General features: G+C 71.2%; 21 protein-coding genes. 11 read left to right on the forward strand and 10 right to left on the reverse strand.

What is annotated here, in order from left to right; genetic code table 11:
* Positions 1-62: 62 nt before the first annotated feature.
* Complete coding sequence (locus ACGFYP_RS17365; protein WP_393493649.1) at positions 63-1,397, forward strand: alpha/beta hydrolase family protein; 1,335 nt, start codon at positions 63-65, stop codon at positions 1,395-1,397.
* Positions 1,398-1,406: 9 nt separating this feature from the next.
* Positions 1,407-2,207, forward strand: coding sequence for a S16 family serine protease (locus ACGFYP_RS17370; protein ID WP_361962588.1), 801 nt, complete (start codon positions 1,407-1,409; stop codon positions 2,205-2,207).
* Here the strand turns inward: ACGFYP_RS17370 and ACGFYP_RS17375 are convergent.
* The 4 genes from ACGFYP_RS17375 to ACGFYP_RS17390 form a co-directional block, all read right to left on the reverse strand.
* Entirely contained in the window at positions 2,140-3,498 is a 1,359-nt protein-coding gene (locus tag ACGFYP_RS17375) for an MFS transporter (RefSeq protein WP_393493653.1), read from the reverse strand. The two genes, ACGFYP_RS17370 and ACGFYP_RS17375, sit on opposite strands and share 68 nt — an antisense overlap.
* Positions 3,495-3,692 carry a hypothetical protein gene (locus ACGFYP_RS17380; protein ID WP_393493655.1) on the reverse strand — a complete coding sequence of 66 codons (198 nt, stop codon included), beginning with the start codon at positions 3,690-3,692 and terminating at the stop codon, positions 3,495-3,497. The genes ACGFYP_RS17375 and ACGFYP_RS17380 overlap by 4 nt, the downstream gene beginning before the upstream one ends.
* A 51-nt stretch (positions 3,693-3,743) precedes the next feature.
* On the reverse strand, positions 3,744-4,373 hold the full coding sequence (locus ACGFYP_RS17385) for an ArsR/SmtB family transcription factor (protein ID WP_393493657.1): 630 nt from the start codon (positions 4,371-4,373) through the stop codon (positions 3,744-3,746).
* Between the two features lie 88 nt (positions 4,374-4,461).
* Positions 4,462-4,938 (reverse strand): Lrp/AsnC family transcriptional regulator, encoded by a 477-nt coding sequence (locus ACGFYP_RS17390; protein WP_361962594.1) that lies wholly within the window; start codon positions 4,936-4,938, stop codon positions 4,462-4,464.
* 121 nt (positions 4,939-5,059) lie between these two features.
* On the opposite strand from ACGFYP_RS17390, the gene hppD reads away from it, so the two are divergent.
* A complete protein-coding gene (gene hppD, locus ACGFYP_RS17395; RefSeq protein WP_393493661.1) occupies positions 5,060-6,205 on the forward strand; it encodes a 4-hydroxyphenylpyruvate dioxygenase in 1,146 nt (381 codons plus the stop codon).
* A gap of 58 nt (positions 6,206-6,263) precedes the next feature.
* Here the strand turns inward: hppD and ACGFYP_RS17400 are convergent, their stop codons facing one another.
* Positions 6,264-7,775, reverse strand: a complete 1,512-nt coding sequence (locus ACGFYP_RS17400) for a tetratricopeptide repeat protein (RefSeq protein ID WP_393493664.1) — start codon at positions 7,773-7,775, stop codon at positions 6,264-6,266.
* Between the two features lie 98 nt (positions 7,776-7,873).
* On the opposite strand from ACGFYP_RS17400, the gene ACGFYP_RS17405 reads away from it, so the two are divergent.
* On the forward strand, positions 7,874-9,253 hold the full coding sequence (locus ACGFYP_RS17405) for an FAD-binding oxidoreductase (RefSeq protein ID WP_393493667.1): 1,380 nt from the start codon (positions 7,874-7,876) through the stop codon (positions 9,251-9,253).
* Positions 9,254-9,315: 62 nt separating this feature from the next.
* Here the strand turns inward: ACGFYP_RS17405 and ACGFYP_RS17410 are convergent, their stop codons facing one another.
* The gene (locus ACGFYP_RS17410; protein ID WP_393493670.1) at positions 9,316-9,807 is read right to left on the reverse strand and encodes an SsgA family sporulation/cell division regulator; all 492 of its coding nucleotides are present in this window, start codon (positions 9,805-9,807) and stop codon (positions 9,316-9,318) included.
* Between the two features lie 340 nt (positions 9,808-10,147).
* Between ACGFYP_RS17410 and ACGFYP_RS17415 the strand changes: the two genes are divergently transcribed.
* Both ACGFYP_RS17415 and ACGFYP_RS17420 read left to right on the forward strand, forming a co-directional pair.
* Positions 10,148-11,722, forward strand: a complete 1,575-nt coding sequence (locus tag ACGFYP_RS17415) for an RDD family protein (protein WP_393493673.1) — start codon at positions 10,148-10,150, stop codon at positions 11,720-11,722.
* 137 nt (positions 11,723-11,859) lie between these two features.
* Complete coding sequence (locus ACGFYP_RS17420; protein WP_393493676.1) at positions 11,860-12,603, forward strand: RDD family protein; 744 nt, start codon at positions 11,860-11,862, stop codon at positions 12,601-12,603.
* A gap of 24 nt (positions 12,604-12,627) precedes the next feature.
* On the opposite strand, the gene ACGFYP_RS17425 is transcribed toward ACGFYP_RS17420, so the two are convergent.
* Positions 12,628-12,933, reverse strand: coding sequence for a hypothetical protein (locus tag ACGFYP_RS17425; RefSeq protein WP_393493679.1), 306 nt, complete (start codon positions 12,931-12,933; stop codon positions 12,628-12,630).
* 351 nt (positions 12,934-13,284) lie between these two features.
* Here ACGFYP_RS17425 and ACGFYP_RS17430 point away from each other — a divergent pair, with 351 nt between their 5' ends.
* The gene (locus ACGFYP_RS17430) at positions 13,285-15,723 is read left to right on the forward strand and encodes an immune inhibitor A domain-containing protein (RefSeq protein WP_393493682.1); all 2,439 of its coding nucleotides are present in this window, start codon (positions 13,285-13,287) and stop codon (positions 15,721-15,723) included.
* A gap of 133 nt (positions 15,724-15,856) precedes the next feature.
* Positions 15,857-16,162 (forward strand): hypothetical protein, encoded by a 306-nt coding sequence (locus ACGFYP_RS17435; RefSeq protein WP_361962613.1) that lies wholly within the window; start codon positions 15,857-15,859, stop codon positions 16,160-16,162.
* A 15-nt stretch (positions 16,163-16,177) separates the two neighbouring features.
* Here the strand turns inward: ACGFYP_RS17435 and ACGFYP_RS17440 are convergent, their stop codons facing one another.
* The 3 genes from ACGFYP_RS17440 to ACGFYP_RS17450 all read right to left on the reverse strand — a co-directional run bounded on the left by ACGFYP_RS17440 (position 16,178) and on the right by ACGFYP_RS17450 (position 18,944).
* Positions 16,178-16,681, reverse strand: a complete 504-nt coding sequence (locus ACGFYP_RS17440; RefSeq protein WP_361962615.1) for a hypothetical protein — start codon at positions 16,679-16,681, stop codon at positions 16,178-16,180.
* A gap of 209 nt (positions 16,682-16,890) precedes the next feature.
* Positions 16,891-17,478 (reverse strand): isochorismatase family protein, encoded by a 588-nt coding sequence (locus tag ACGFYP_RS17445; protein ID WP_393493687.1) that lies wholly within the window; start codon positions 17,476-17,478, stop codon positions 16,891-16,893.
* Between the two features lie 137 nt (positions 17,479-17,615).
* Positions 17,616-18,944, reverse strand: a complete 1,329-nt coding sequence (locus ACGFYP_RS17450) for a nicotinate phosphoribosyltransferase (protein WP_393493690.1) — start codon at positions 18,942-18,944, stop codon at positions 17,616-17,618.
* A 100-nt stretch (positions 18,945-19,044) separates the two neighbouring features.
* Here ACGFYP_RS17450 and clpS point away from each other — a divergent pair, with 100 nt between their 5' ends.
* The 3 genes from clpS (at position 19,045) to ACGFYP_RS17465 (ending at position 21,678) form a co-directional block, all read left to right on the forward strand.
* Positions 19,045-19,350 (forward strand): ATP-dependent Clp protease adapter ClpS, encoded by a 306-nt coding sequence (gene clpS / locus ACGFYP_RS17455; protein ID WP_361962621.1) that lies wholly within the window; start codon positions 19,045-19,047, stop codon positions 19,348-19,350.
* Positions 19,350-19,934: a DUF2017 domain-containing protein gene (locus ACGFYP_RS17460; RefSeq protein ID WP_393493693.1), complete on the forward strand. Its 585-nt coding sequence runs from the start codon at positions 19,350-19,352 to the stop codon at positions 19,932-19,934. Before clpS ends, ACGFYP_RS17460 begins: the two co-directional genes overlap by 1 nt.
* A 292-nt stretch (positions 19,935-20,226) precedes the next feature.
* Positions 20,227-21,678 (forward strand): amino acid permease, encoded by a 1,452-nt coding sequence (locus ACGFYP_RS17465; RefSeq protein ID WP_361962625.1) that lies wholly within the window; start codon positions 20,227-20,229, stop codon positions 21,676-21,678.
* Positions 21,679-21,681: the final 3 nt, after the last annotated feature.

Consider the following 21,681-nt stretch of genomic DNA (forward strand, 5'->3'; position numbering starts at 1 on the left):
AAGCCTTTCGGTCGGGGCCTCAACCTTCGCCCGACGCGACCCGCCGACGCCAGCCTCTTCCCATGACATCCCACACCGCCTCTGCCGGAACCGCCTCGACCCGCACCGCATCTGCCGGCTCCGCATCGACCGCCGCCACCCCGTCCCCCCACCCGACCCGACGGACCGTCACCCGCGCCGGTCTCTTCGCCGCCGCCTTGGCCCTCACCCCGACCACCGCCCGGGCCGCGGCCGCCGCCACCCCGCGTGACCTCGTCCTCCGGCTGCCCGCGCCCACCGGCCCGTACCGGATCGGTGCCACCACCCTCCACCTGGTCGACCCCTCCCGCAACGACCCCTGGGAGCCGGCGATCGGGGTACGGGAGGTCATGGTCACCGTCCTCCACCCCGCCCGTACCGTCCGCGGCTATCCGCGCGCGCCGCAGCTGACCCCGGGCGAGGCCGGGCTCTTCACCTTCCTCGCGCCCGCCGTCCACGGACTGCCCGCGGCCGGTGTGGACTGGGCGGCCACCCTCACGCACACCCACCCGGGCGCCCCCGTCGCCCCCGGACCCTGGCCCGTACTGCTCTACAGCCCCGGCGGCGGCGAGGCCCGCACCATGGGCACCCTGCTCGCCGAGGAGCTGGCCAGCCACGGCTGGGTCGTCGTCACCGTCGATCACCCGGGGGACGCGAGCCAGGTGGAGTTCCCCGGTGCGCGGCCGGGGCGCGACACGGTGCGCCGGACGGTCTTCGTCGGGCCGCCCGACGCCGAGCAGTTCCGCACCATGATCGACACCCGGCTCGCCGACATCCGCTTCGTCCTCGACCGGCTCGAAGCCCTGGAAGAGCCCCTCGGGCGCGCCCTCGACCTCGGGCGGGTCGGGATCTACGGGCACTCCGCCGGCGGCACCGCCGCCGCGCAGACCCTGTACGACGACCGACGGATCGCCGCCGCCGTGAACCTGGAGGGCCATCTGGACCAGGTGGACGGGACGCTCTTCCCCGTGGCCCGGTACGGCGTCGACCGGCCGCTGCTCCTGCTCGGCACCGACGGCTTCCGTGACGCCCGGCTCGACCGCTCCTGGGGTGCGATGCTCGCCCACCCCGGAGGCCGGACCCGCCGGCGGCAGCTCGACCACGCGGACCACTTGGTGTTCACCGACTACGCCGCCCTGGTCCCGCAGCTCCAGGCGGCCGGGCTCACGACCGCCGCCGACCGGGTCCGGCTCGTCGGCGCGATCGAGCCGGAGGCGGCCGTGCGCGCGGTGCGCCGCCAGGTGCGGTCGTTCTTCGGCCGCCCCGGTCACTTCAGTCACCCCGGCCACCCCGGCCGCCCCGGTCAACAGGGTCACCCTGGTCGCCCCAGTCACCCCGGTCGCTTCGGTCCCCGTCTGCCGGTCGTGGGCGACCAGTAGATTGGGGGCGTGCTCACCAGTCTCACGCGCAACCGTGCGCTCGCGCTCTGCGCCCTGCCCGTCGCCGCGCTCTTCGCCGTCGTCGGGCTCGCGCCGTTGCCGTTCGCCATCGCCTCGCCCGGTACGACCGCCGATGTGCTGGGTGCCGTCGACGGGCGTCCGGTGATCACGATCAGCGGGGCGCCCGTCCAGAAGACGGAGGGCAAGCTCCTGATGACCACCATCGTGGCCACCGGGCCGAGCGTGGACAACGACTTCGGGGACATCGCCGACGCCTGGTTCCGTACCGACCAGGCCGTGCTGCCGCGCGACTCCGTCTACCCTCCCGGCAAGTCCGACGCCGAGGTCCAGAAGCACAACCTCGGGCAGATGAAGGAGTCGCAGGACGCCGCCACCCTGGCCGCCCTCGGCTATCTGAAGCTCGACCCGAAGGACGTGAAGGTGACGCTCCACCTCGCCGACATCGGCGGGCCCAGCGCCGGCTTCATGTTCTCCCTCGGGATCGTCGACAAGCTCGACGGCGACGCCCCGGGTGCGGATGGTGGCATCACCGGCGGGCGGACCATCGCCGGTACGGGCACCATCGAGCCGGACGGTACGGTCGGCGCCGTCGGCGGGGTCTCCCTGAAGACCCAGGCCGCCGCGCGCGACGGGGCGAGCGTCTTCCTCGTACCGGAGGCCGAGTGCTCCGACGCGCGGGCCGAGCTGCCGAAGGGGTTGCGGCTGATCCCGGTCACCACGCTCAGCGGCGCGGTGGACTCGCTCCGGGCGCTGGAGCAGGGACAGGACGCGAAGGTTCCGAGCTGCTGACCGGCTCGGCCCGGGCGGAGGCCTCCATCGTGCGCCAGGACGGGAAGACCATCGGGGCGAGCGTGGCCAGGAAGTAGACCCCGCCGAACGCGAGCAGCGCCGCCGTCAGGCCCGTCCCTTCGACCAACTGCCCGGCGGCGAGGCCGCCCAGCGGGGTGGCCAGCAGGACACCGGCCGTGGACACCCCGGCGACCCGGGTGCGCAGCTCGTCGGGGACGACCTCGTACTTCACCGTGGTCAGGATCGGGTTGAGCACCCCCGCCCCGAACCCGCCCGCCGCCATGACGACGAGCAGCGGCGCCGTGGTGTCGGTGAGGGCGGCCATGACGTACGGCGGCGCGCCGCAGAGCAGGAAGCCACCGGCGAGGACCGCCCGGCGCGGGAAGCGGTGCCCCACCGCCCCGTACGCGAGTGCCCCGAGCAGCGCGCAGCCGCCGAAGACGGAGACCAGCAGGCCGAGCGCGGCCGGGCCCCCGAGGTTCTCCCGGGCGTGGACCGGCAGCAGGACCGAACTCCAGCCCTGGCTCAGGCCGTTGGTGACCATCACCAGCAGGATGATGCCGAGGATCAGGCGGGAGCGGAGGACGAAGGTGTAGCCCTCGCGGAGTTCGGCGCGGTAGGCGGAGAGGGAGAACGGGGCCGGGTCCCGGCTGGGCGCGGCGGCGGGCAGGCCCCGCAGGCCGACGAGGACCAGCAGGGCGGAGAGCCCGAAAGTGCCGGCGTCCAGGAGCAGGACGGTGTCCGCGCCGAGGACCGCGACGAGGACGCCGGCGAGGGCGGCGCCGGTCATCCTGGCCCCCCGGGACACCGCGTCGAAGAGGCTCGCGGCCCGGGCGAGCGGCGTCCCGGCGAGGCGGGCGAGGTCGGGGATCAGGACGGAGCGCGCGGTCTCCCCGGGCGCGTGGAAGAGGCCGGTCACCGCCATCAGCGCGCACAGCATCCAGAACTCCAGCAGGCCGGCGCGGTGCAGGAGCGGGATCGCGGCCAGCGCGAGCGCGCAGACGAGGTCGGAGGCGACGCTGATCCGCCGGCGCCCGATCCGGTCGATGACCGGGCCGCCGACGATCGCGGAGACGACGACGGGCGCGGCCGCGCAGAACGCGACCAGGCCCGCCTTGCCGGGGCTGCCCGTGGTGTCGAGCGCGAACCACGGGACCCCGATGAGGGTGAGCGAATTGCCGGTGACGGAGATGGCGTTGGCGGCCAGAACGGTGGCCAGCGGCGCGCGGTCCGGGGATACGTGCTCGCCCGGTGCGCGGTCCGGCGGTATGCCCTCCTTCGGCCCGCTCACGCGGCGAGGGTGACCGGGCGGGCGGTGGTGGGCTTGCCGGGGACGGCGAGTCGCAGGCCCAACTCGACCAGGGCCCAGCCGAGTTGGGTACGGACCGGGGTGCGGGGGGCGGGGTGCGTCTCGGTGTCGGCGGCGGCGCGGTGGAGTTCGGCGGCCCGGAGGTCGTGGAGCAGGAGGTGGACGTCGGCGTGCATGGCGTGGTGATCCCTTCCGGCTGTCGTGCGTGCGCGTGGTCGCGGTCGGTGTCAGTCCTCGGATTGCGGGAACGCGTGCAGGTGGACGCGTACGCGACGGGCGTCCGGCTCCTGCGAGGTGGCGGAGTCCCGGTAGCTCTCGATGAGTTCGTGGAGCTTCTCGTTGAGCTCGCGCAGCCCCGAGGGCGGCAGCCGCAGCGTGAAGTCGCTCATGTCGGAGGCGCCGAGCCAGCTCTCGTCCCAGTCGTGCCGGGTGCCGAGGTAGGTGTTCAGCTCCTGGGTGTGGATGGTCGCGATCTCGTGCAGATAGACCGCCACGGCGCCCTGTACCTCGGGGTCCCGGTTCCGGTACAGCGACTCGTCGAACGTCGTGCCCTGCTGGGCCGACTTCCACCACCGCTCCCTGCCCTTGCCCCGGGTCGGGTCGTCCTCGACGAAGCCGTGGGCGGCCAGCTGGCGCAGGTGGTAGCTGGTCGCGCCGCTGGACTCGCCAAGCCGCTCGGCCAGTTGGGAGGCGGTGGCGGGCCCGTGACGGCGCAGGGAGCGCAGCAGCTGGATGCGCAGGGGGTGGGCGAGCCCCCGCAGCGAGCGCGGGTCGAGCGAACGACTCACAGGCTTCTCGGGCTGGGGCTCGGGCTGGGGTCCTGCGTGGGGCTGCGGCTGGTGCTCGGGCTCGGGCATGGCCTCAGCGTAGGCATGCAAAGAAGTGGTTGCAAGGATTTTTTGCAACCACTTCTTTGGAACTCGCTCGCGGCGACGCGGGTACGCGCTACTCCGCCCCGTCCTCCGCCGCCTGCTCCACCAGCGGGATGATCCGCAACGGCACGGGGTTCTCCATCACGATCGCCGTCGACGCCCGTACGATCCCCTCGAAGCCGACGACCCGGTCGATGACCCGCTGGAGGTCGGCGTTGGAGCGGGCGACAAGGCGGCAGAGCATGTCGCCGTGGCCGGTCGTCGTGTGCAGTTCGAGCACCTCGGGCACGGTCGCCAGGTGCCCCCGTACGTCCGCCCCCTGCCCCTGCTTGATCTCCAGCGTCGCGAACGCCGTCACCGGATACCCCAGCGCCGCCGGGTCCACCTGCGGGCCGAAACCGCGGATCACCCCGTTCGCCTGGAGGCGGTCCAGGCGCGCCTGCACGGTGCCGCGCGCGACCCCGAGCCGGCGCGAGGCCTCCAGGACCCCGATCCTCGGCTCCCGTGCCAGGAGCACGATCAGTCGGCCGTCCAGATGATCGATCGCCACAGCCCTCTCCCCATGGTCATCCTGTACAAGTCTTCCGGCCATACTGGCCCGCTGCTGTACACATTGCCCAGTGGCTCGGCGAACTATTGCGCAGCTTGCCGATCGGCGGGACTCTGCCGCTATGACTGAGACCATCGATCACACCCCTTCCACGGCGCGGCAGGCCGATCCCTTCCCCGTGAAGGGAATGGACGCGGTCGTCTTCGCCGTCGGCAATGCCAAGCAGGCCGCGCACTACTACTCCACGGCCTTCGGCATGAAGCTCGTCGCCTACTCCGGACCGGAGAACGGCAGCCGCGAGACCGCCAGTTACGTCCTGACGAACGGCGCCGCCCGCTTCGTGTTCACCTCCGTCATCAAGGCCTCCACCGACCGGGGCCGCTTCCTCGCCGACCACGTCGCCGAGCACGGTGACGGCGTCGTCGACCTGGCGATCGAGGTGCCCGACGCCCGCGCCGCGTACGCCTACGCCGTCGAGCACGGCGCCACCGGCCTGACCGAGCCGCACGAGGTCAAGGACGAGAACGGCACCGTCGTCCTCGCAGCCATCGCCACGTACGGCAAGACCCGCCACACCCTCGTCGAGCGCTCCGGCTACGACGGCCCGTACCTGCCGGGCTTCGTCGCCGCCGCCCCGATCGTCGAGCCGCCGGCCAAGCGCACCTTCCAGGCCATCGACCACTGCGTCGGCAACGTCGAGCTCGGCAAGATGAACGACTGGGTCGGCTTCTACAACAAGGTCATGGGCTTCACGAACATGAAGGAGTTCGTGGGCGACGACATCGCGACCGAGTACTCGGCCCTGATGTCCAAGGTCGTCGCGGACGGCACCCTGAAGGTGAAGTTCCCGATCAACGAGCCGGCGATCGCGAAGAAGAAGTCGCAGATCGACGAGTACCTCGAGTTCTACGGCGGCGCGGGCGTCCAGCACATCGCCCTGGCCACCAACGACATCGTCGCGACCGTCCGCTCCATGCGCGCGGCGGGCGTCGCGTTCCTCGACACCCCGGACTCCTACTACGACACCCTCGGCGAGTGGGCCGGCGAGACGCGGGTGCCCGTCGAGACCCTGCGCGAGCTGAAGATCCTCGTCGACCGCGACGAGGACGGCTACCTGCTGCAGATCTTCACCAAGCCGGTCCAGGACCGCCCGACCGTCTTCTTCGAGATGATCGAGCGTCACGGCTCCATGGGCTTCGGCAAGGGCAACTTCAAGGCCCTCTTCGAAGCGATCGAGCGCGAGCAGGAGAAGCGCGGCAACCTGTAGTTCGGACGTACGCCGAACGAGGAGGCCCGGGGCGAGCGCCCCGGGCCTCCTCGTTCGGCTATCCGGCCTGGGCGGGTGGAGAGGCCTCCGCCGGGGGCGCCTTCGCAGCCGGCGGTGCCTTCTCCGCTCCCGGTGCCTTCTCCGTCTTCCCCGGCGCCTTCTCCGGACCCGCCGGGCCCGTCGCCGGCGCGCGCTCAGGCCGTAGGTCGATCGGTAGTTCGGCCGGGGGGTCGCCCAGGGTCGTCACCGCCTCGCGGGCCTTCGGGGCCAGCAGGGGCGAGAAGTGCGGGTTGATCCGCAGCGCCTCCGCCAGGTGTCGGCGGGCCGGACCGAAGGCCTCCACGGCACGCTCGATCTCGCCCCGGTGGTACGAGAAGAGCGCGCTGCGCAGCCCCTCGTCCGTCGCCTTCTTCGCGTACTCCAGCGCCTCCTTCGGCTCCCCGGCCCGGAACAGCGCCCACCCCAGCGCGTCCGCCACCTGCACCGACCGGTGCCCGCGCGCCCACTCCGCCTTCAGCCGCCGCACCGCCGCCGCCGGGTCGCCGTGGTCCGCCTCGAAGAGGCCGAGGACGACCTCCGCGCCCACCCACGTCCGCGTCCGCAGCAGCTCGTACTGGCTCTTCGCGTCCCCGTCCAGGCCCAGCGACTCGTAGAGCTCGCCCGCCTCCAGGACGTACTCAGGGCGCGGCAGCCGGGCGAGCGCCGCCCGGTAGCCGACCACCGCCTCCTCCGTGCGGCCGAGCGCCGCGAGCGCCCGCGCCCGCCCGGCCAACGACGGGCCGTGGTCCGGTACGAGACGCAGCGCCGTGCCGTAGTGCGCCTCCGCCTCCGCCGGCTCGCCCCGCTCCCACGCCAGGTCCCCGAGCCGCGCGACCGCCGCCGCCTTGTCCGCGCCGGACTCGGCCTGCGCGACCGCGTCGTCCGCCGCCGCCGAGGCGTCCTCGCGCCAGCCCCGGTTGCGGTACATCTGCGCGGACCGCGCGCTCACCGCCGCCCCCGAGTGCAGCTCCTCCAGGGCGGACAGGGCCTTCTGCGCGGCCTTGTAGTCGCCGAGCCCGTTGTACGCGTCGATCAGCACCGGGTACGCCGACCAGCGCTTCGGGTCCTCCTTGCGGACCGCCTCGCCCCAGGTCCTGGCCGTCCGCCAGTCGCCCCGCGCGTTCGCCAGGGCGCCGAGCCCCAGCTGCGCGTCGAGGTTCCCGCGCGTGGCGGGCCGTATCTCGAGCGAGCGCTTCAGGGCGCGCTCGGCCCGCGGGTAGTAGGTCGCGTCGGCGAGCCGCGCACCCCGCTCCGCGTACGCCGACCCCAGCACGGCCCATGAGGCCTCGTCCGCCGGATGGTCCTTCAGCCACTTCTCGCGGTCACCGATCAGCGCGGCCAGGTCGGGCAGGGAGGCCTGCGCCCCCGCGTTCGCCGCGAGCACCGCCCGGTCCGCGGGGCCCGGCGGCCGCGGCGGCCCCTGGCCGAACAGACCGGGGGCGAGATCGGGGGCGTAGAGCAGTGCCGTCGCCGCGAGCACCGCGCCCACCCCGGCGGCCAGGACCGACCGCGACACGTTCTCCGTCTTCATGCCGCTCACTGTGCGCCCGCGCACGCCCTGTACGAAGAGCACACGAAGGGCCACGACGGCGGGTTCACACCGATGGCCCCGGGTGCCACGCTGGACGCATGGACGATCTTCTGACGAGGCTCCACGCGGACCTGCGTTCGGGCCTTCCCGCCGAGGCGCTGATCACCGACCCGGACGTCACCGCCTCCTACGCGAACGACATGGCGAGCTTCTGCGCGGCCGGCACCCCCGCGGTCGTCGTGCTCCCGCGCACCGTCGAGCAGGTCCAGCACGTCATGCGCACGGCGACCGCGCTGCGTGTCCCGGTCGTCCCGCAGGGCGCGCGCACCGGCCTGTCAGGCGCCGCGAACGCCTCCGACGGCTGCATCGTGCTGTCCCTGGTCAAGATGGACCGGATCCTGGAGATCAACCCGGTCGACCGGATCGCCGTCGTCGAACCGGGCGTCGTCAACGCCGTCCTCTCCCGGGCCGTCGACGAACACGGCCTCTCTTACCCGCCGGACCCCTCCAGCTGGGAGATGTGCACCATCGGCGGCAACATCGGCACCGCGTCCGGCGGTCTGTGCTGCGTGAAGTACGGGGTGACGGCGGAGTACGTCCTCGGTCTGGACGTCGTCCTCGCCGACGGCCGGCTGCTCTCCACCGGCCGGCGCACCGCCAAGGGCGTCGCCGGATATGACCTGACCAGGCTCTTCGTCGGCTCGGAGGGCAGTCTCGGCATCGTCGTCGGGGCGACCCTCGCGCTGCGGCCGCGACCGCCCCAGCAGCTCGCGCTGGCCGCCGAGTTCCCCTCTTCGGCGGCCGCCTGCGAGGCCGTCTGCGCGATCATGGAGCGCGGCCATACGCCGTCCCTGCTGGAGCTGATGGACGGCACCACCATCCGCGCCGTCAACAAGCTGGCGAACATGGGGCTGCCCACCACCACGGAGGCGCTGCTCCTGTGCGCCTTCGACACCCCGGACCCGGCTGCCGATCTGGCCGCCGTCGGGGAGCTGTGCGTGGCGGCCGGGGCCACCCAGGTCGTACCGGCCGAGGACGCCGCCGAGTCCGAACTGCTCCTCCAAGCCCGTCGGTTGTCGCTCACCGCGCTCGAGACGGTCAAGCCCGCGACGATGATCGACGACGTGTGCGTACCGCGCACCAAGCTCGCGGCGATGCTCGACGGCACGGCCGCCATCGCCGCCAAGTACGACCTGACCATCGGCGTCTGCGCGCACGCGGGCGACGGCAACACCCATCCCGTCGTCTGCTTCGACCACGCGGACGAGGACGAGTCGCGGCGGGCGCGGGAGTCCTTCGACGAGATCATGGCGCTCGGCCTGGAGCTGGGCGGCACGATCACCGGCGAGCACGGTGTGGGGACTTTGAAGAAGGAGTGGCTGGCGCGGGAGTTGGGGCCGGTGGGGGTGGAGATGCAGCGGGGCATCAAGCGGACCTTCGACCCGCTCGGGATCCTGAACCCCGGGAAGCTCTTCTGACGGCGAAGCCCCCGAGTGCGTAGGACTTCCCCTCAGGATCAAGCTCAGGCTCGGGCGCATGTTCATACGTCACCGTCCTGCGACTCGTCCGACGGCCACGGGTCGCGCAGCCACAGGTCGTCGGCGACGGAGGTGGTGGCGAGCAGTTCGGCCAGGCCGTCGTCGATGCCGAGCTGCTCGGACTCGGTGCCCGGCGGGACGGCGCGCAGGGTCCGCTCCAGCCAGGCGGACACCTGCGCGGAGGGCGCCTCCAGGAGCGCGTCGCCGTCGGGGGAGGAGAGCGCCATCAGGACGACGTTGCGGCCGTCGACCTTCGTGGGCCAGATCCGGACGTCGCCGTGCCCGCAGGCCCGGAAGACGCCCTCGACGAGCAGTTCGCGGGCGAAGGTCCAGTCGACCGGGTACTCCGAGCCGATGTGGAAGGTGATGTGGACGGCGTACGGGTCGTCCGTACGGTAGGCGAGGCGGGCCGGGACGGGGATGGAACGCTCGGGGGAGAGCACCAGCTTCAGCTCCAGCTCGCGCTCGACGACGGTGTTCTCGGTGTTCTGCATGGCGGTACGTCCTCTCCGGTGTGGGGCCCCTGGCGGGCCCGCACAAGGAGAGAGCGCGGTGGTCGCCGGTCATTACGCGACTTCGGGAAGTTTTCTCAGGAGATTTTTTCGGGAGCTCTTCCGGGCCTTGGTCCGGGGCCGTGGAGGGGGTCGGGGGAGGGCTTCGCGGGGGGGATCGTCGGCCTGAACGTGACGGTGAGTCGCGGGTTCTGTGGGTATGTCGCTCGAAGGCGGGTTTCTCGTGGCCTCTTTCTTCTTGCGGCGCCGTTCTTCGTTACTGTCCTCCTTGGGCCGAGGGCCCTCAGTCGTAGAAGCGTCGTCACGGAACGGAGTCGGGGCAGTGGCTACTCCTCCTGGAGCCGGCGGGGAGGTACCGCAGGCCGGGTACTACCCGGACCCCTCCATTCCCGGATACATCCGGTACTGGAACGGGGGCGCCTGGGTACCCGGGACGAGCCGGCCCTCCCCCAAGGAGGGCGAGATGCCGCCGGCCGCTCCGGCCTCGGCCGCGCCCGCGGGGCCGGCCTTGGCCCCGAACCCGGCGCCCGCGCCCGCGGTGCCCGCCGTGGAGGAGACGGGTCCTGTCTTCTTCGACGAGGAGCCGGACGCCTCCGCCTCCGAGCCCGAGCCCGAGCCCGCTTCGGCGTGGCAGGCGGACGTCTCCCGGCAGACCGGCTTCGGCGGCGACCGCGACCAGAAGGTCTCCTGGGGTTCCCCCGAGCAGTCGGCCGGTCAGGCGCCGGGTCCGTCGGCGGGTCAGGCGGCAGGTCCTTCGGCCGGTCAGGCGGCGGGTCCGTCGCCGAGTCCGGTGCCTGGTGCGCGGGACCCCCGCGTGTCCGCCGACCCCGGGCCGCAGGCGCGGCTGGGCGGGATGCCGGTGACCCCGGCGTCGCAGTCCGCCGACCCGACGGGCGGCGCCCTCCCCGGCGTACGCCGACCGAACGCCCCCGTCCCCGAGGGCACGATGACCATCCGCGCGCAGGGCCCGTCGTCCGCTCCGCCGCAGGCTTCGCAGACCCCGTACGCCCCGCAGACCACCCCGGCCCCGCAGGCCGTCACGCCCGCGCAGGGCCCCCAGGGTGTCCCCGGGGCTCACGGTGCTCAGAGCCCCCACGGCGCGCAGGGGCCCTTCGCCCCGCAGCCAGGGGCCGCCGGGGCGCCCGCAGCGCAGGCGGCTCCGGTCTCGCACGTGCCCGTGCAGGCGCCCGCGCCCGTCACCCCCAGCCCCCTAACCCCCGCGCCCGTCGCCGCAGCCCCCGCCACGCCCGTCGCCCCCGTCGCCGCCGGCCCCGGGGGTGGGGCCGCTTCGTGGCCGCAGCAGGTGCAGCAGCTCGCGCAGCCCGCCACCACGTCCGGCGAGGGCGAGCAGCCCGTCCTGCCCTGGAAGCCGCCCGTCGAGGACCCGTTCCTGCGGGCCGCCCGGGCCCAGGCCGCCGCGCGGCCCGCCGGGCTCGGGAAGCGCCTCGTCGCCCGGATCATCGACACCCTCGTCCTCGGCGCGCTGGCGGGCGCGGCGGCGTTCCCCTTCGTCACGACCGCGCTCGACCACATCGACGCCAAGATCGAGGCGGCCAAGCAGACCGGCACCACCGTCCAGGTCTGGCTCCTGGACGGCACCACCTCCGTCAACTTCGGCATCGCGCTCGGCGCCCTGCTCGTCCTCGGCGTCCTGTACGAGGCGCTGCCCACCGCCAAGTGGGGCCGTACGCTCGGCAAGAAGCTCTGCGGTCTCCAGGTGCGGGACATCGAGGCGCACGAGCCGCCGACGTTCGGCGGGGCCCTGCGCCGCTGGCTCGTCTACAGCGTCCTCGGGCTTCTGGTGATCGGCGTCCTCAACGTCCTCTGGTGCCTCTTCGACCGCCCGTGGCGGCAGTGCTGGCACGACAAGGCGGCCCACACCTTCGTGTCCGGCTAGCCGGGCCCCCTGACGAGGGGCCGGCCGCACAGGACCCCGCGGAGGGTCCCGTACGGCGGTCCCTCGTCCCGTACGGCGGTCCCTCGAACGGGGGGCGATTCCTTGCGGGCGCCCGCCGCGCGGGATGCACTGCCCCCATGAGCAACGACCAGCCGACGCCCGGCCAGCCGCCCGAGGACGACCCGTTCCTCAAGAAGCCGCAGGAGCCCACGCCGCCGTCGGCGGGCTCTCCGTACGGGAGCGAGCCGCCTCCCCCCGAAGGACCGCCCCCGGGCGGCCCGCCCCCCGGTGGTCCGCCGCCGGGATCGCCGCCCGGTTCGCCGTACGACAACGCTCCGCCGCCGCCCCCGCCGTACGGCCAGCCCTACGGCGGCGGAGGCGGCTACGGCGGGGCGGACCCGCTCGCAGGGATGCCCCCGCTCGCCGACTCCGGCAAGCGCATCCTCGCGAGGATCGTCGACTGGCTGCTCATCGCCGTCCCGCTCGCGATCATCGGGATCCCGTTCGACGTCTACGACCGGGCGACCGACAACGACGACTTCGGCGACGCCATCAGCGCGACCAGCACCGGCAGCGGTCTCGTCTTCCAGCTGATCACCATCGTCGCGTACGTCGCCTACGACACCCTGATGACGGCGAAGCAGGGCCAGACGCTCGGCAAGAAGTGGATGAAGCTGCGGGTCGCGATGCTCAACGACGGCTCCACGCCGCCGATGAACGCCGCGCTGATCCGCGCCGTCGTGCTCTGGCTGCCCGCGCTGATCTGCTGCGCCTGCCTGTGGCCGCTGCTCCTGCTCATCCTGATCCTGGTCGACAAGCCCTACAAGCAGGGTCTGCACGACAAGGCGGCGAAAACCGTGGTGGTGGCCGTGCAGCCGTAGCGGCAGTGGAGCAGCGCGACAGCGCTACGAGTTCGAACCGATCCGGGTATCGGCCCCCGCACCCACGCGGACGGCCGGTACCCGGATCTCGTCCGTCAGGGGGAGGGGCGCTGCGGGCGTCGCGGGCGCGACGGGCGCCGTGGGCGCCGCCGGCGTCCTGCGGCGGGCCGGCATCGTCATCGCGACGAGCGCGCCGAGCAGCAGCCCGGCGGCGCTGATCACGACGATGCCCAGTGCGTTCGTGGTGCGGGACAGCAACAGCAGGGCGACGGTCGAGAAGACGACGGTGGCCGAACCGTAGGCGAGCTGTGCGGCGTTCGGACGCGGCATGACGGGTACCGTCCCTCGATCCCTCGATGCATCGGCTGGTCGCACTACCGAGCGACTCTACGACGGTGGATGCCCGAGCGAAACGGGTAGTAAGCGTGACCTAACCCACGGTGTGGGTGCACGGGGGGCGCATGGAGTCACCGATTCCCCGAATGTCCCCCTCTGGTGCGCCTGGTGACCGTCCGGATAACGGAAATCGACTTCTACATAGTGCAGTTGGTCTGTTCAAGTCAAGGACTGTCTTTTCAGGCGTAACTCCGGTCGAATGTCGTCACTTGTGACGCGCGTACCCGTCTGCGGACAGCCCCACCTCCGGTCCGCGGCCGCGGGCGCCGGGGAGGACAACATCAAGTGACCATCAGACGACGGGCGATCAAGACGTCCGCAGTCGTCGTGGCGCTCGCGGCCACCGCCGCCACCGCCTCGACCTTCACCACCGCCTGGGCCGACAGCCACTCGACCGTGAACCCCGCCGAGGTCCGCCAGGACCCGGCCCCGGGCTCCGGCGTGGACAAGACCGCGGTGGACCACGACCTCGAAGGTCCGTACAGCAAGCAGCAGGAGCAGCAGCGCAAGGCCGCCCTGGAGCAGGTGCTCAGCGGCGAGACCAAGGTCGAGCGCCGCGGGGGCTCCCAGGTCGTCAAGCTCGACAGCAAGAAGTACGTCGAGCTGGGCCGGGAGAAGACCGACAAGATCTTCACGATCCTCGTCGAGTTCGGCGACAAGGTCGACAGCACGACGCTGGTCGACCGCGCCGACGACGACACCACCGAGCCGAAGCCGAAGTTCGGCGGCACGCCCGGTCCGCTGCACAACCGGATAGCCGAGCCGGACCGTTCGACGGACAACTCGACGGCCTGGCAGAAGGACTACAACCAGCAGCACTTCCAGGACCTGTACTTCGGCACCGGCAAGGACAAGAAGGGCCAGCCGAAGCAGTCCCTGAAGACCTACATGGAGAAGACCTCCTCCGGCCGGTACTCGGTCGAGGGCGGCGTCTCGGACTGGGTCAAGGTCGAGTACAACGAGGCCCGTTACGGCTCGAACTACTGCGGCAACAGCAACTGCGCCAACGTCTGGGACGCCGTCCGCGACGGTGTCACCGCGTGGACCGCGGACCAGAAGGCCAAGGGCCGCACCGACGCCCAGATCAAGGCGGACATCGCCCAGTACGACCAGTGGGACCGGTACGACTTCGACGGCGACGGCAACTTCAACGAGGCCGACGGCTACATCGACCACTTCCAGATCGTCCACGCGGGCGAGGACGAGTCGGCGGGCGGCGGCGCCCAGGGCGGCGACGCCCTGTGGGCCCACCGCTGGTACGCGTACGGCACGGACGCGGGCAAGACCGGTCCGGCGAACAACAAGTCCGGCGGCACGCAGGTCGGCAGCACCGGCATCTGGGTCGGCGACTACACGATGCAGCCGGAGAACGGCGGCCTCGGCGTCTTCGCCCACGAGTACGGTCACGACCTCGGTCTGCCGGACCTGTACGACACCTCCGGCAAGCCCGGTGCCGAGAACTCCACCGGCTTCTGGTCCCTGATGTCCTCCGGCTCCTGGCTCGGCCGGGGCAAGGAGTCCATCGGCGACCTGCCCGGCGACATGACCGCCTGGGACAAGCTGCAGCTCGGCTGGCTCAACTACACCAAGGTGAGCAACGAGCAGCGCGGTACGAAGTCCACCCACAAGCTGGGCGTGGCCGAGTACAACACCAAGAACCCGCAGGCGCTTGTCGTCGAGCTGCCGAAGAAGCAGGTCACCACCGATGTCGTCGCGCCCGCCGAGGGTGCCACGCAGTGGTGGAGCGGCATGGGTGACGACCTCAAGAACACCCTGACCCGTTCGGTCGACCTGACCGGCAAGTCGAAGGCCACCCTTGAGCTCAAGGGCTGGTACGACATCGAGCTGGACTACGACTACCTCTACACCGAGGTGTCGACGGACGGTGGCGCCAACTGGACCGCCCTGGACGGCACGGTGGACGGCAAGCCGCTGCCGCGCGACGCGAGCGGCGCCCCGGCGCTGACCGACGTCTCCGGCGCGTACAAGCCGCTCGTCTTCCCGCTGGACGCCTACGCGGGCAAGAAGTTCGACCTCCGCTTCCGCTACCAGACGGACGGCGGCGCCGGCGGCAAGGGCTTCGCGGCCGACGCCATCACGCTGACCGCCGACGGTGCCCCGGTCTTCTCGGACACCGTCGAGGGCGGCGACAACGGCTGGACCGCGAAGGGCTTCTCGCGCATCGGCAAGGGCTTCACGAAGTCGTACGAGCAGTACTACCTCGCGGAGAACCGTCAGTACGTGTCGTACGACGCGACCCTCAAGGTCGGCCCGTACAACTTCGGTTTCGCGGGTGACAAGGCCAGCTGGGTCGAGCACTACCCGTACCAGAACGGCCTGCTGATCTGGCTGTGGGACACCTCGCAGAAGGACAACAACACGGCCGTCCACCCCGGCCAGGGTCTGATCCTTCCGATCGACGCGCACCCGACGCCGCTGAAGAACGCCGACGGCACCCTGATGCGCAACCGCGTCCAGGCGTACGACTCGACGTTCGGCACCTACCGCACCGACGCGATCCGGCTGCACAAGGCGGGCGTGCCGGCGTGGGTGAAGTCGCAGCCCGGCGTCCCGGTCTTCGACGACCGGCGGGGCACGTACTGGTACACCCAGACCGAGCGGGCCGGTGTCCAGGTAACTGACACCAACACCAAGATCGCGGTCGTCAAGGAGCCGAAGAACGGCGAGACGATCACCGTCCAGGTGGGTCCGTCCACGAAGTAATCTGCATCGCTGCAGGTCAAAGCATGATCGGCCGTCGCCCTCTAGCGGGCGGCGGCCGATCGTGTTTAGGTGCGTCTGACCGCGCTTTTGACGTTCCTTATTGACATCAACGCACAGGGGGAGTGGTTTCGGCATGCCCGGTGGAGGTTTCTGCAAGTTGCCAGGCGGCAGTGTGGTCGTCGCGATAGGGCTCCCGAGCCCGGCAGGCGACGGGGCCACGGTCCGCTTCCTGGTCCACGCGGCGAACCGTGCCCGCGCCCTGACCCGGCTGCGGAACCTGGGGCTTCGCGCCGTCTACCTCCGGGGCAACGCGGAACCCCCGACCCCCGACGAGATCACCGCCGTCCTCCACCACCCGGACGGCCTGCTGTGGCGCTCGAGCCCTGGCACGGCCCAGGAGCTGTGGCACCCGATACGGAGCCTGCCCACGGCCTCCTAGGGCCGTCGGGGGCTGTCAGCGGAAGAGCAGCGAGGCGTCGCCCGCGGCGGTGGTGACCGAGCCCGGGCAGAGGAAGCTGCCGGAGGTCTTCGTCGCGGTGAACGCCTGGTTCACGTACTTGCGGGTGGCGCCGTCGCGGTTCCACACGATGTTCGACGCCTTGTAGCGGCAGGAGACGAAGCTCTGCTGCCCCGAGATGTCGATGACGTCGGCCTTGGCGGTGCCGGCCGCGTCGTCGAAGGTGACCGTGGGGTTGTTGTTGAGGGTGGCGGTGATGCCGCCGCCGCAGGCCAGGTTGCCGCCCGGCTTGTTGATCGTGGTGCGGTCGATGGTCAGCGCGGTGGGCGGGTTGGCGCTGGTCCGAGCGTTGGTCCAGGTGCAGGTGTTGCCCGCGACGACGATCACGCCGTCGACCTGCTGGTCGGCGGTGGGACCGAGGGCGGTCGCCGCCGTGGACGCCGCGGCGGTGGCTCCGATGATCAAGGCGGTGACGCACGAGAGTTTCGCCAGGTGCCTCATGTCGCTCCTTCTGGCCAAGTGCTGTGGGGGAGTGCGCGCGCCATGGAAGGTCCCACAGGGATGTTGAAATGTCATGGCCCTGTCAATTCATTGGCCGAATGGCGCGCCCTGTCCGAATGAAGCCCTGCCCGGAGGACCGGACGAAGCCCTGCCCGGAGGACCACCGGACAGGGCTCGTCCGCTTCGGAGGGTGTGTCCGCCTGTCTCCTCTAGACGACGGGCTTGCCCGTGAGTTCCACCCCGGCGCCGCGCAGCTCCTCCAGGGCCCGTTCGGTCGTCTCCTTCGCGACGCCCGCCGTCAGGTCGAGCAGGACCTGCGTACGGAACCCCTCCCGGGCCGCGTCCAGGGCCGTCGCCCGTACGCAGTGGTCCGTCGCGATCCCCACGACGTCGACCTCGTCCACGTCGTGCGCCCGCAGCCACTCGGCGAGGGACATCCCGTTCTCGTCGCGCCCCTCGAAGCCGCTGTACGCCGCCTCGTACGCGCCCTTGTCGAAGACCGCGTCGATCGCCCCGGAGGCGACCGCCGGCGCGAAGTTCGGGTGGAAGCCGACGCCCTCGGTCCCGGCGACGCAGTGCACGGGCCAGGAGGTGACGTAGTTCGGGGAGTCGGAGAAGTGGTCACCCGGGTCGACGTGGTGGTCGCGGGTGGCCACGACGTGCTGGTACGCGGCGCCCGCCGCCTCCCCGACCAGGTCGGTGATGGCGGCGGCGACATCCGCTCCCCCCGTCACCGCGAGGCTGCCGCCCTCGCAGAAGTCGTTCTGAACGTCCACGACGATCAATGCGCGGTGCATGGCGGGTGTCCTTCGGTGGGCCGGCGGCGGGAACGGAGAGAGTTTCGAGCAAGGGACCGGACGGGGGAATGGCATCGAGCCTAGAGACTTCCCCCTCCCTTCGGGAGGGGGCCTCGCAGGGTGTTACAAGGACGGCGCTACGCGTACTCCGTCGGGAGCACCGGCTCGCCCCGCGACAGCTGCATCGCCGACATCGGCAGCCCGGCGCGGGCCGCGATGTGCCGGGCCCTGGCCGCCTCCAGCGGCTCGCGGGCGACCACGTCGCCGCCCTTCACCAGCTCGACCAGGAGCTGCCGGTCGGCGAGCTCGGCCGGGACCGGTCCGGTGCCCACGACCTCGGCCTCCGCGACGCCCTCGGCGTCCGTCCGCCGGGCCGCCCACTTGCGGCCGCCGACCGAGGCCTTGCCGCCGAGCGACTTCTTGGCGACCGCCGTCAGCGGCGCCTTCGGATCGGCCGACTGGGCGCGGGCGACCAGCTTGTAGACCATCGAGCAGGTCGGGTGCCCGCTGCCGGTGACCAGCTGCGTGCCCACCCCGTACGCGTCGACCGGCGCCGCCGCCAGCGAGGCGATGGCGTACTCGTCCAGGTCGGAGGTGACCACGATCTTGGTGTTCGTCGCGCCCAGCTCGTCCAGCTGCGCCCGCACCCGGTGCGCCACGAGCAGCAGGTCCCCGGAGTCGATGCGTACGGCTCCGAGCTCCGTGCCCGCCACCTCGACGGCGGTACGGACGGCCTCGGCCACGTCATAGGTGTCGACGAGCAGCGTCGTACCGCGGCCGAGGGTCTCCACCTGGGCCTGGAACGCGTCCCGCTCGCTGTCGTGCAGCAGGGTGAAGGCGTGCGCGGAGGTGCCGACGGTCGGGATGCCGTAGCGGAAGCCGGCGGCGAGGTCGGAGGTGGCCTCGAAGCCGCCGACGTAGGCCGCGCGGGCGGAGGCGACGGCGGCCAGCTCGTGGGTCCGGCGGGCGCCCATCTCGATGAGCCGCCGACCGCCGGCCGCCCCCGACATCCGGGAGGCGGCCGCCGCGATGGCCGAGTCGTGGTTGAGGATCGACAGGATCACGGTCTCCAGGAGCACGCACTCCGCGAAGGAGCCCTCGACCCGCAGGATCGGGGAGCCGGGGAAGTACACCTCGCCCTCGGGGTAGCCCCAGATGTCACCCGAGAAGCGGTAGGCGGCCAGCCACTGGAGCGTCGGCTCGTCCACGATGGACTGCTCGCGCAGGAAGCCGAGTACGTCCGCGTCGAAGCGGAAGTTCTCGACGGCGTCGAGGACCCGTCCGATGCCCGCCACCACGCCGTAGCGCCGGCCCTCGGGCAGACGACGGGTGAAGACCTCGAAGACGGACCGCCGGTCGGCGGTGCCGCCCCTGAGGGCCGCTTGGAGCATGGTCAGCTCGTACTGGTCGGTGAAGAGCGCGGTCGACGGCACGTCCACCGGGAGCCCAAGGTCCGCAGCGTTCATGTCAGCGATGCTAGCGCAGAAATCGTCAGAGTGACGATTTCTAGGCGCGGGGGCTGACCCGTTTGTGCGACGCCCGTGTCGAGGTGGCAGCATGGGGTGAGTGAGCGTCGCGCCAATTGAGATCGAACGCACGGAATCGGCAGAAGAGACCTTCGCCGTCGTGGAGCCGGACGTGCCGTGGGTGACTCTCGTCCACAACGATCCGGTCAATCTGATGAGCTATGTGACCTACGTCTTCCAGGCGTACTTCGGTTACTCCAAGGACAAGGCGCACAAGCTGATGCTCGACGTGCACAACAAGGGCCGCGCGGTGGTCTCCAGCGGTACGCGCGAGGAGATGGAGCGGGACGTGCAGGCGATGCACGGCTACGGCCTGTGGGCGACCCTCTCCCAGGACCGCGGCTGATGGCGGGCCGCTTCGAGGCCCTGTCCGGCGGCGGCGCCGCCGTCGAGCTCGACGAGGTCGAGGTCTCCATCCTGCGCTCCCTCGCCGTACAGCTCATGGAGCTGATCGGCCCGGGCGACGAGCCCGTCGAGGGCGAGGACCCGCTGGCCGCGCTCTTCGCCGAGGGCCCGAGCGAGGCCCCGAGCGACCCCGCGCTGAAGCGGCTCTTCCCCGACGCGTACGCGGACGAGAGCGAGGAGCTGCGCTCGGCGGCGGCCGACTTCCGCCGCTTCACCGAGAACGACCTGCGCGCCCGCAAGCGGCAGGACGCCCACGCGGTGATCCGCAGCCTCGACGCGCTCACCCCGACCGGCGAGGACGGCGCGGTCCTCAAGCTCACCGCCGACGAGTCCCAGGCCTGGCTCGGTGCGCTCAACGACCTGCGGCTGACGATCGGGACCCGGCTCGAGGTCACCGACGAGGACGAGAGCGGGGAGCTGTACCGGCTGCCCGACTCCGACCCGCGCAAGCCGATGGTGATGGCGTACCTCTGGCTGGGCGCACTTCAGGAGTCACTCGTAGAGACGCTGATGTCCGGCATCTGATGTCCGGCGCGCCCGATACCGATCGGTAGGGCTCTGTTCGCTCAGCGGACACTCAAATCCGGATAACGAATACGTCACCAAAGTGTTCTTACTGGTCCTGTTGAGTGGCTTTTGACCACTTTTTCATGTGACGTGCGCCACAAAGCCCCACCTCGATCACTGTTTCCCCCGTGATAAATCTTCACGACCACTCGGGGACGCCACCCATGTTCCCGGGGGCGCTTGGCCGGCTGACCGCCGGTAGCACTCCAGCCATATCCGGGGGGATCAGCGTGGAGAAAGGCGCATCAACATGACCTCAGTGCAGGTCGACAAGCAGCACGACGGCAATGAGGCCGCGGACTCCGCCGACGGCGAGGGGTACCACCGGGCACTCGGCGCCCGCCAGATCCAGATGATCGCGATCGGCGGCGCCATCGGAACCGGCCTCTTCCTGGGCGCGGGCAAGGGCATCTCCAAGGCGGGACCGAGCCTGATCCTCGCGTACGCCATCGCGGGCCTCGTCATCTTCTTCATCATGCGGGCGCTCGGCGAGCTCCTCATGTACCGGCCCGTGTCCGGCTCCTTCTCGGAGTACGCCCGCGAGTTCATCGGCCCCTTCTGGGGGTTCGTGACCGGCTGGACGTACTGGCTCTTCTGGGTCGTCACCGGCATCACCGAAGTCACCGCGGCCTCCGCGTACATGCAGTACTGGACCAAGAACGCCAGCGGCTGGCTCGATCAGCCGCAATGGGTCTTCGCCCTGATCTTCACGGTCGTCCTGTTCCTCGCGAACCTGATCTCGGTCAAGCTCTTCGGTGAGCTGGAGTTCTGGTTCTCGATGGTCAAGGTCACCGCGATCGTCGGCATGATCCTGATCTGCGCCGGTGTCCTCACCGTCGGCTTCTCCGACGCCGGTGACACCGCGTCGATCAGCCTGCTCTGGTCCGAGGGCGGCTTCTTCCCCAAGGGCATCGGCTCCACCCTCATGACCCTGCAGATGGTCATGTTCGCCTTCCTCGCGGTCGAGCTCGTCGGCGTGACGGCGGGCGAGTCCAAGGACCCGAAGACCGTCCTGCCGAAGGCGATCAACACCGTCCCGTGGCGCATCGCCGTCTTCTACGTCGGCGCGCTGATCATGATCCTGTCGGTCGTCCCGTGGACCCACTTCCAGCCGGGCATCTCCCCGTTCGTCGCGGCCTTCGAGAAGATGGGCCTCGGCATCGGCGCCGCGATCGTGAACTTCGTCGTCCTGACCGCCGCGCTCTCCTCCTGCAACTCGGGCATGTACTCCACCGGCCGCATGCTGCGCGACCTCGCGCTCAACGGCCAGGGCCCGAAGTTCTTCACCAAGCTCACCAAGAACGGCCTGCCGCTGGTCGGCACGTCCTTCTCGGCCGGGCTGATGATGGTCGGCGTCTGGATCAACTACCAGTGGCCGGGCGAGGCGTTCAACTATGTCGTCTCCTTCGCGACGATCTCCGGCATGTGGGCCTGGATCATGATCCTGGTCTGCCAGGTCCGCTTCCGCCTCAAGGCCGACCGGGGCGAGCTGCCCCAGTCCTCCTTCAAGGCCCCCGGCGGCATCTGGCTCAGCCTCTTCTCGCTCGCCTTCATCGGCATGGTCATCGTGATGATGGGCATCGACAAGGACGCGCGGATCTCGCTGTACTGCGCGCCGCTCTGGGGCCTGATCCTGGGTGTCTCGTACCTGATCCTGAAGGCGCGGAACCCGCAGGGCGCGGCCTTCGTCAAGCGCTCGTAACAC

Origin of the sequence: Streptomyces sp. NPDC048370 (assembly GCF_043200825.1) — a bacterium.
Taxonomy (GTDB): Bacteria; Actinomycetota; Actinomycetes; order Streptomycetales; family Streptomycetaceae; genus Streptomyces.

What these genes read in the sequence shown, in the direction of transcription:
- ACGFYP_RS17365 (WP_393493649.1), top strand. Translation starts at nt 63, where the DNA reads ATGACATCCCACACCGCCTCTGCCGGAACCGCCTCGACCCGCACCGCA.
- ACGFYP_RS17410 (WP_393493670.1), bottom strand. Translation starts at nt 9,807, where the DNA reads ATGCAGAACACCGAGAACACCGTCGTCGAGCGCGAGCTGGAGCTGAAG.
- ACGFYP_RS17460 (WP_393493693.1), top strand. Translation starts at nt 19,350, where the DNA reads ATGGCGGGCCGCTTCGAGGCCCTGTCCGGCGGCGGCGCCGCCGTCGAG.
- ACGFYP_RS17450 (WP_393493690.1), bottom strand. Translation starts at nt 18,944, where the DNA reads ATGAACGCTGCGGACCTTGGGCTCCCGGTGGACGTGCCGTCGACCGCG.
- ACGFYP_RS17425 (WP_393493679.1), bottom strand. Translation starts at nt 12,933, where the DNA reads ATGCCGCGTCCGAACGCCGCACAGCTCGCCTACGGTTCGGCCACCGTC.
- ACGFYP_RS17435 (WP_361962613.1), top strand. Translation starts at nt 15,857, where the DNA reads ATGCCCGGTGGAGGTTTCTGCAAGTTGCCAGGCGGCAGTGTGGTCGTC.
- ACGFYP_RS17400 (WP_393493664.1), bottom strand. Translation starts at nt 7,775, where the DNA reads ATGAAGACGGAGAACGTGTCGCGGTCGGTCCTGGCCGCCGGGGTGGGC.
- ACGFYP_RS17445 (WP_393493687.1), bottom strand. Translation starts at nt 17,478, where the DNA reads ATGCACCGCGCATTGATCGTCGTGGACGTTCAGAACGACTTCTGCGAG.
- ACGFYP_RS17465 (WP_361962625.1), top strand. Translation starts at nt 20,227, where the DNA reads ATGACCTCAGTGCAGGTCGACAAGCAGCACGACGGCAATGAGGCCGCG.
- ACGFYP_RS17405 (WP_393493667.1), top strand. Translation starts at nt 7,874, where the DNA reads ATGGACGATCTTCTGACGAGGCTCCACGCGGACCTGCGTTCGGGCCTT.
- ACGFYP_RS17380 (WP_393493655.1), bottom strand. Translation starts at nt 3,692, where the DNA reads ATGCACGCCGACGTCCACCTCCTGCTCCACGACCTCCGGGCCGCCGAA.
- ACGFYP_RS17420 (WP_393493676.1), top strand. Translation starts at nt 11,860, where the DNA reads ATGAGCAACGACCAGCCGACGCCCGGCCAGCCGCCCGAGGACGACCCG.
- ACGFYP_RS17440 (WP_361962615.1), bottom strand. Translation starts at nt 16,681, where the DNA reads ATGAGGCACCTGGCGAAACTCTCGTGCGTCACCGCCTTGATCATCGGA.
- hppD (WP_393493661.1), top strand. Translation starts at nt 5,060, where the DNA reads ATGACTGAGACCATCGATCACACCCCTTCCACGGCGCGGCAGGCCGAT.
- ACGFYP_RS17385 (WP_393493657.1), bottom strand. Translation starts at nt 4,373, where the DNA reads ATGCCCGAGCCCGAGCACCAGCCGCAGCCCCACGCAGGACCCCAGCCC.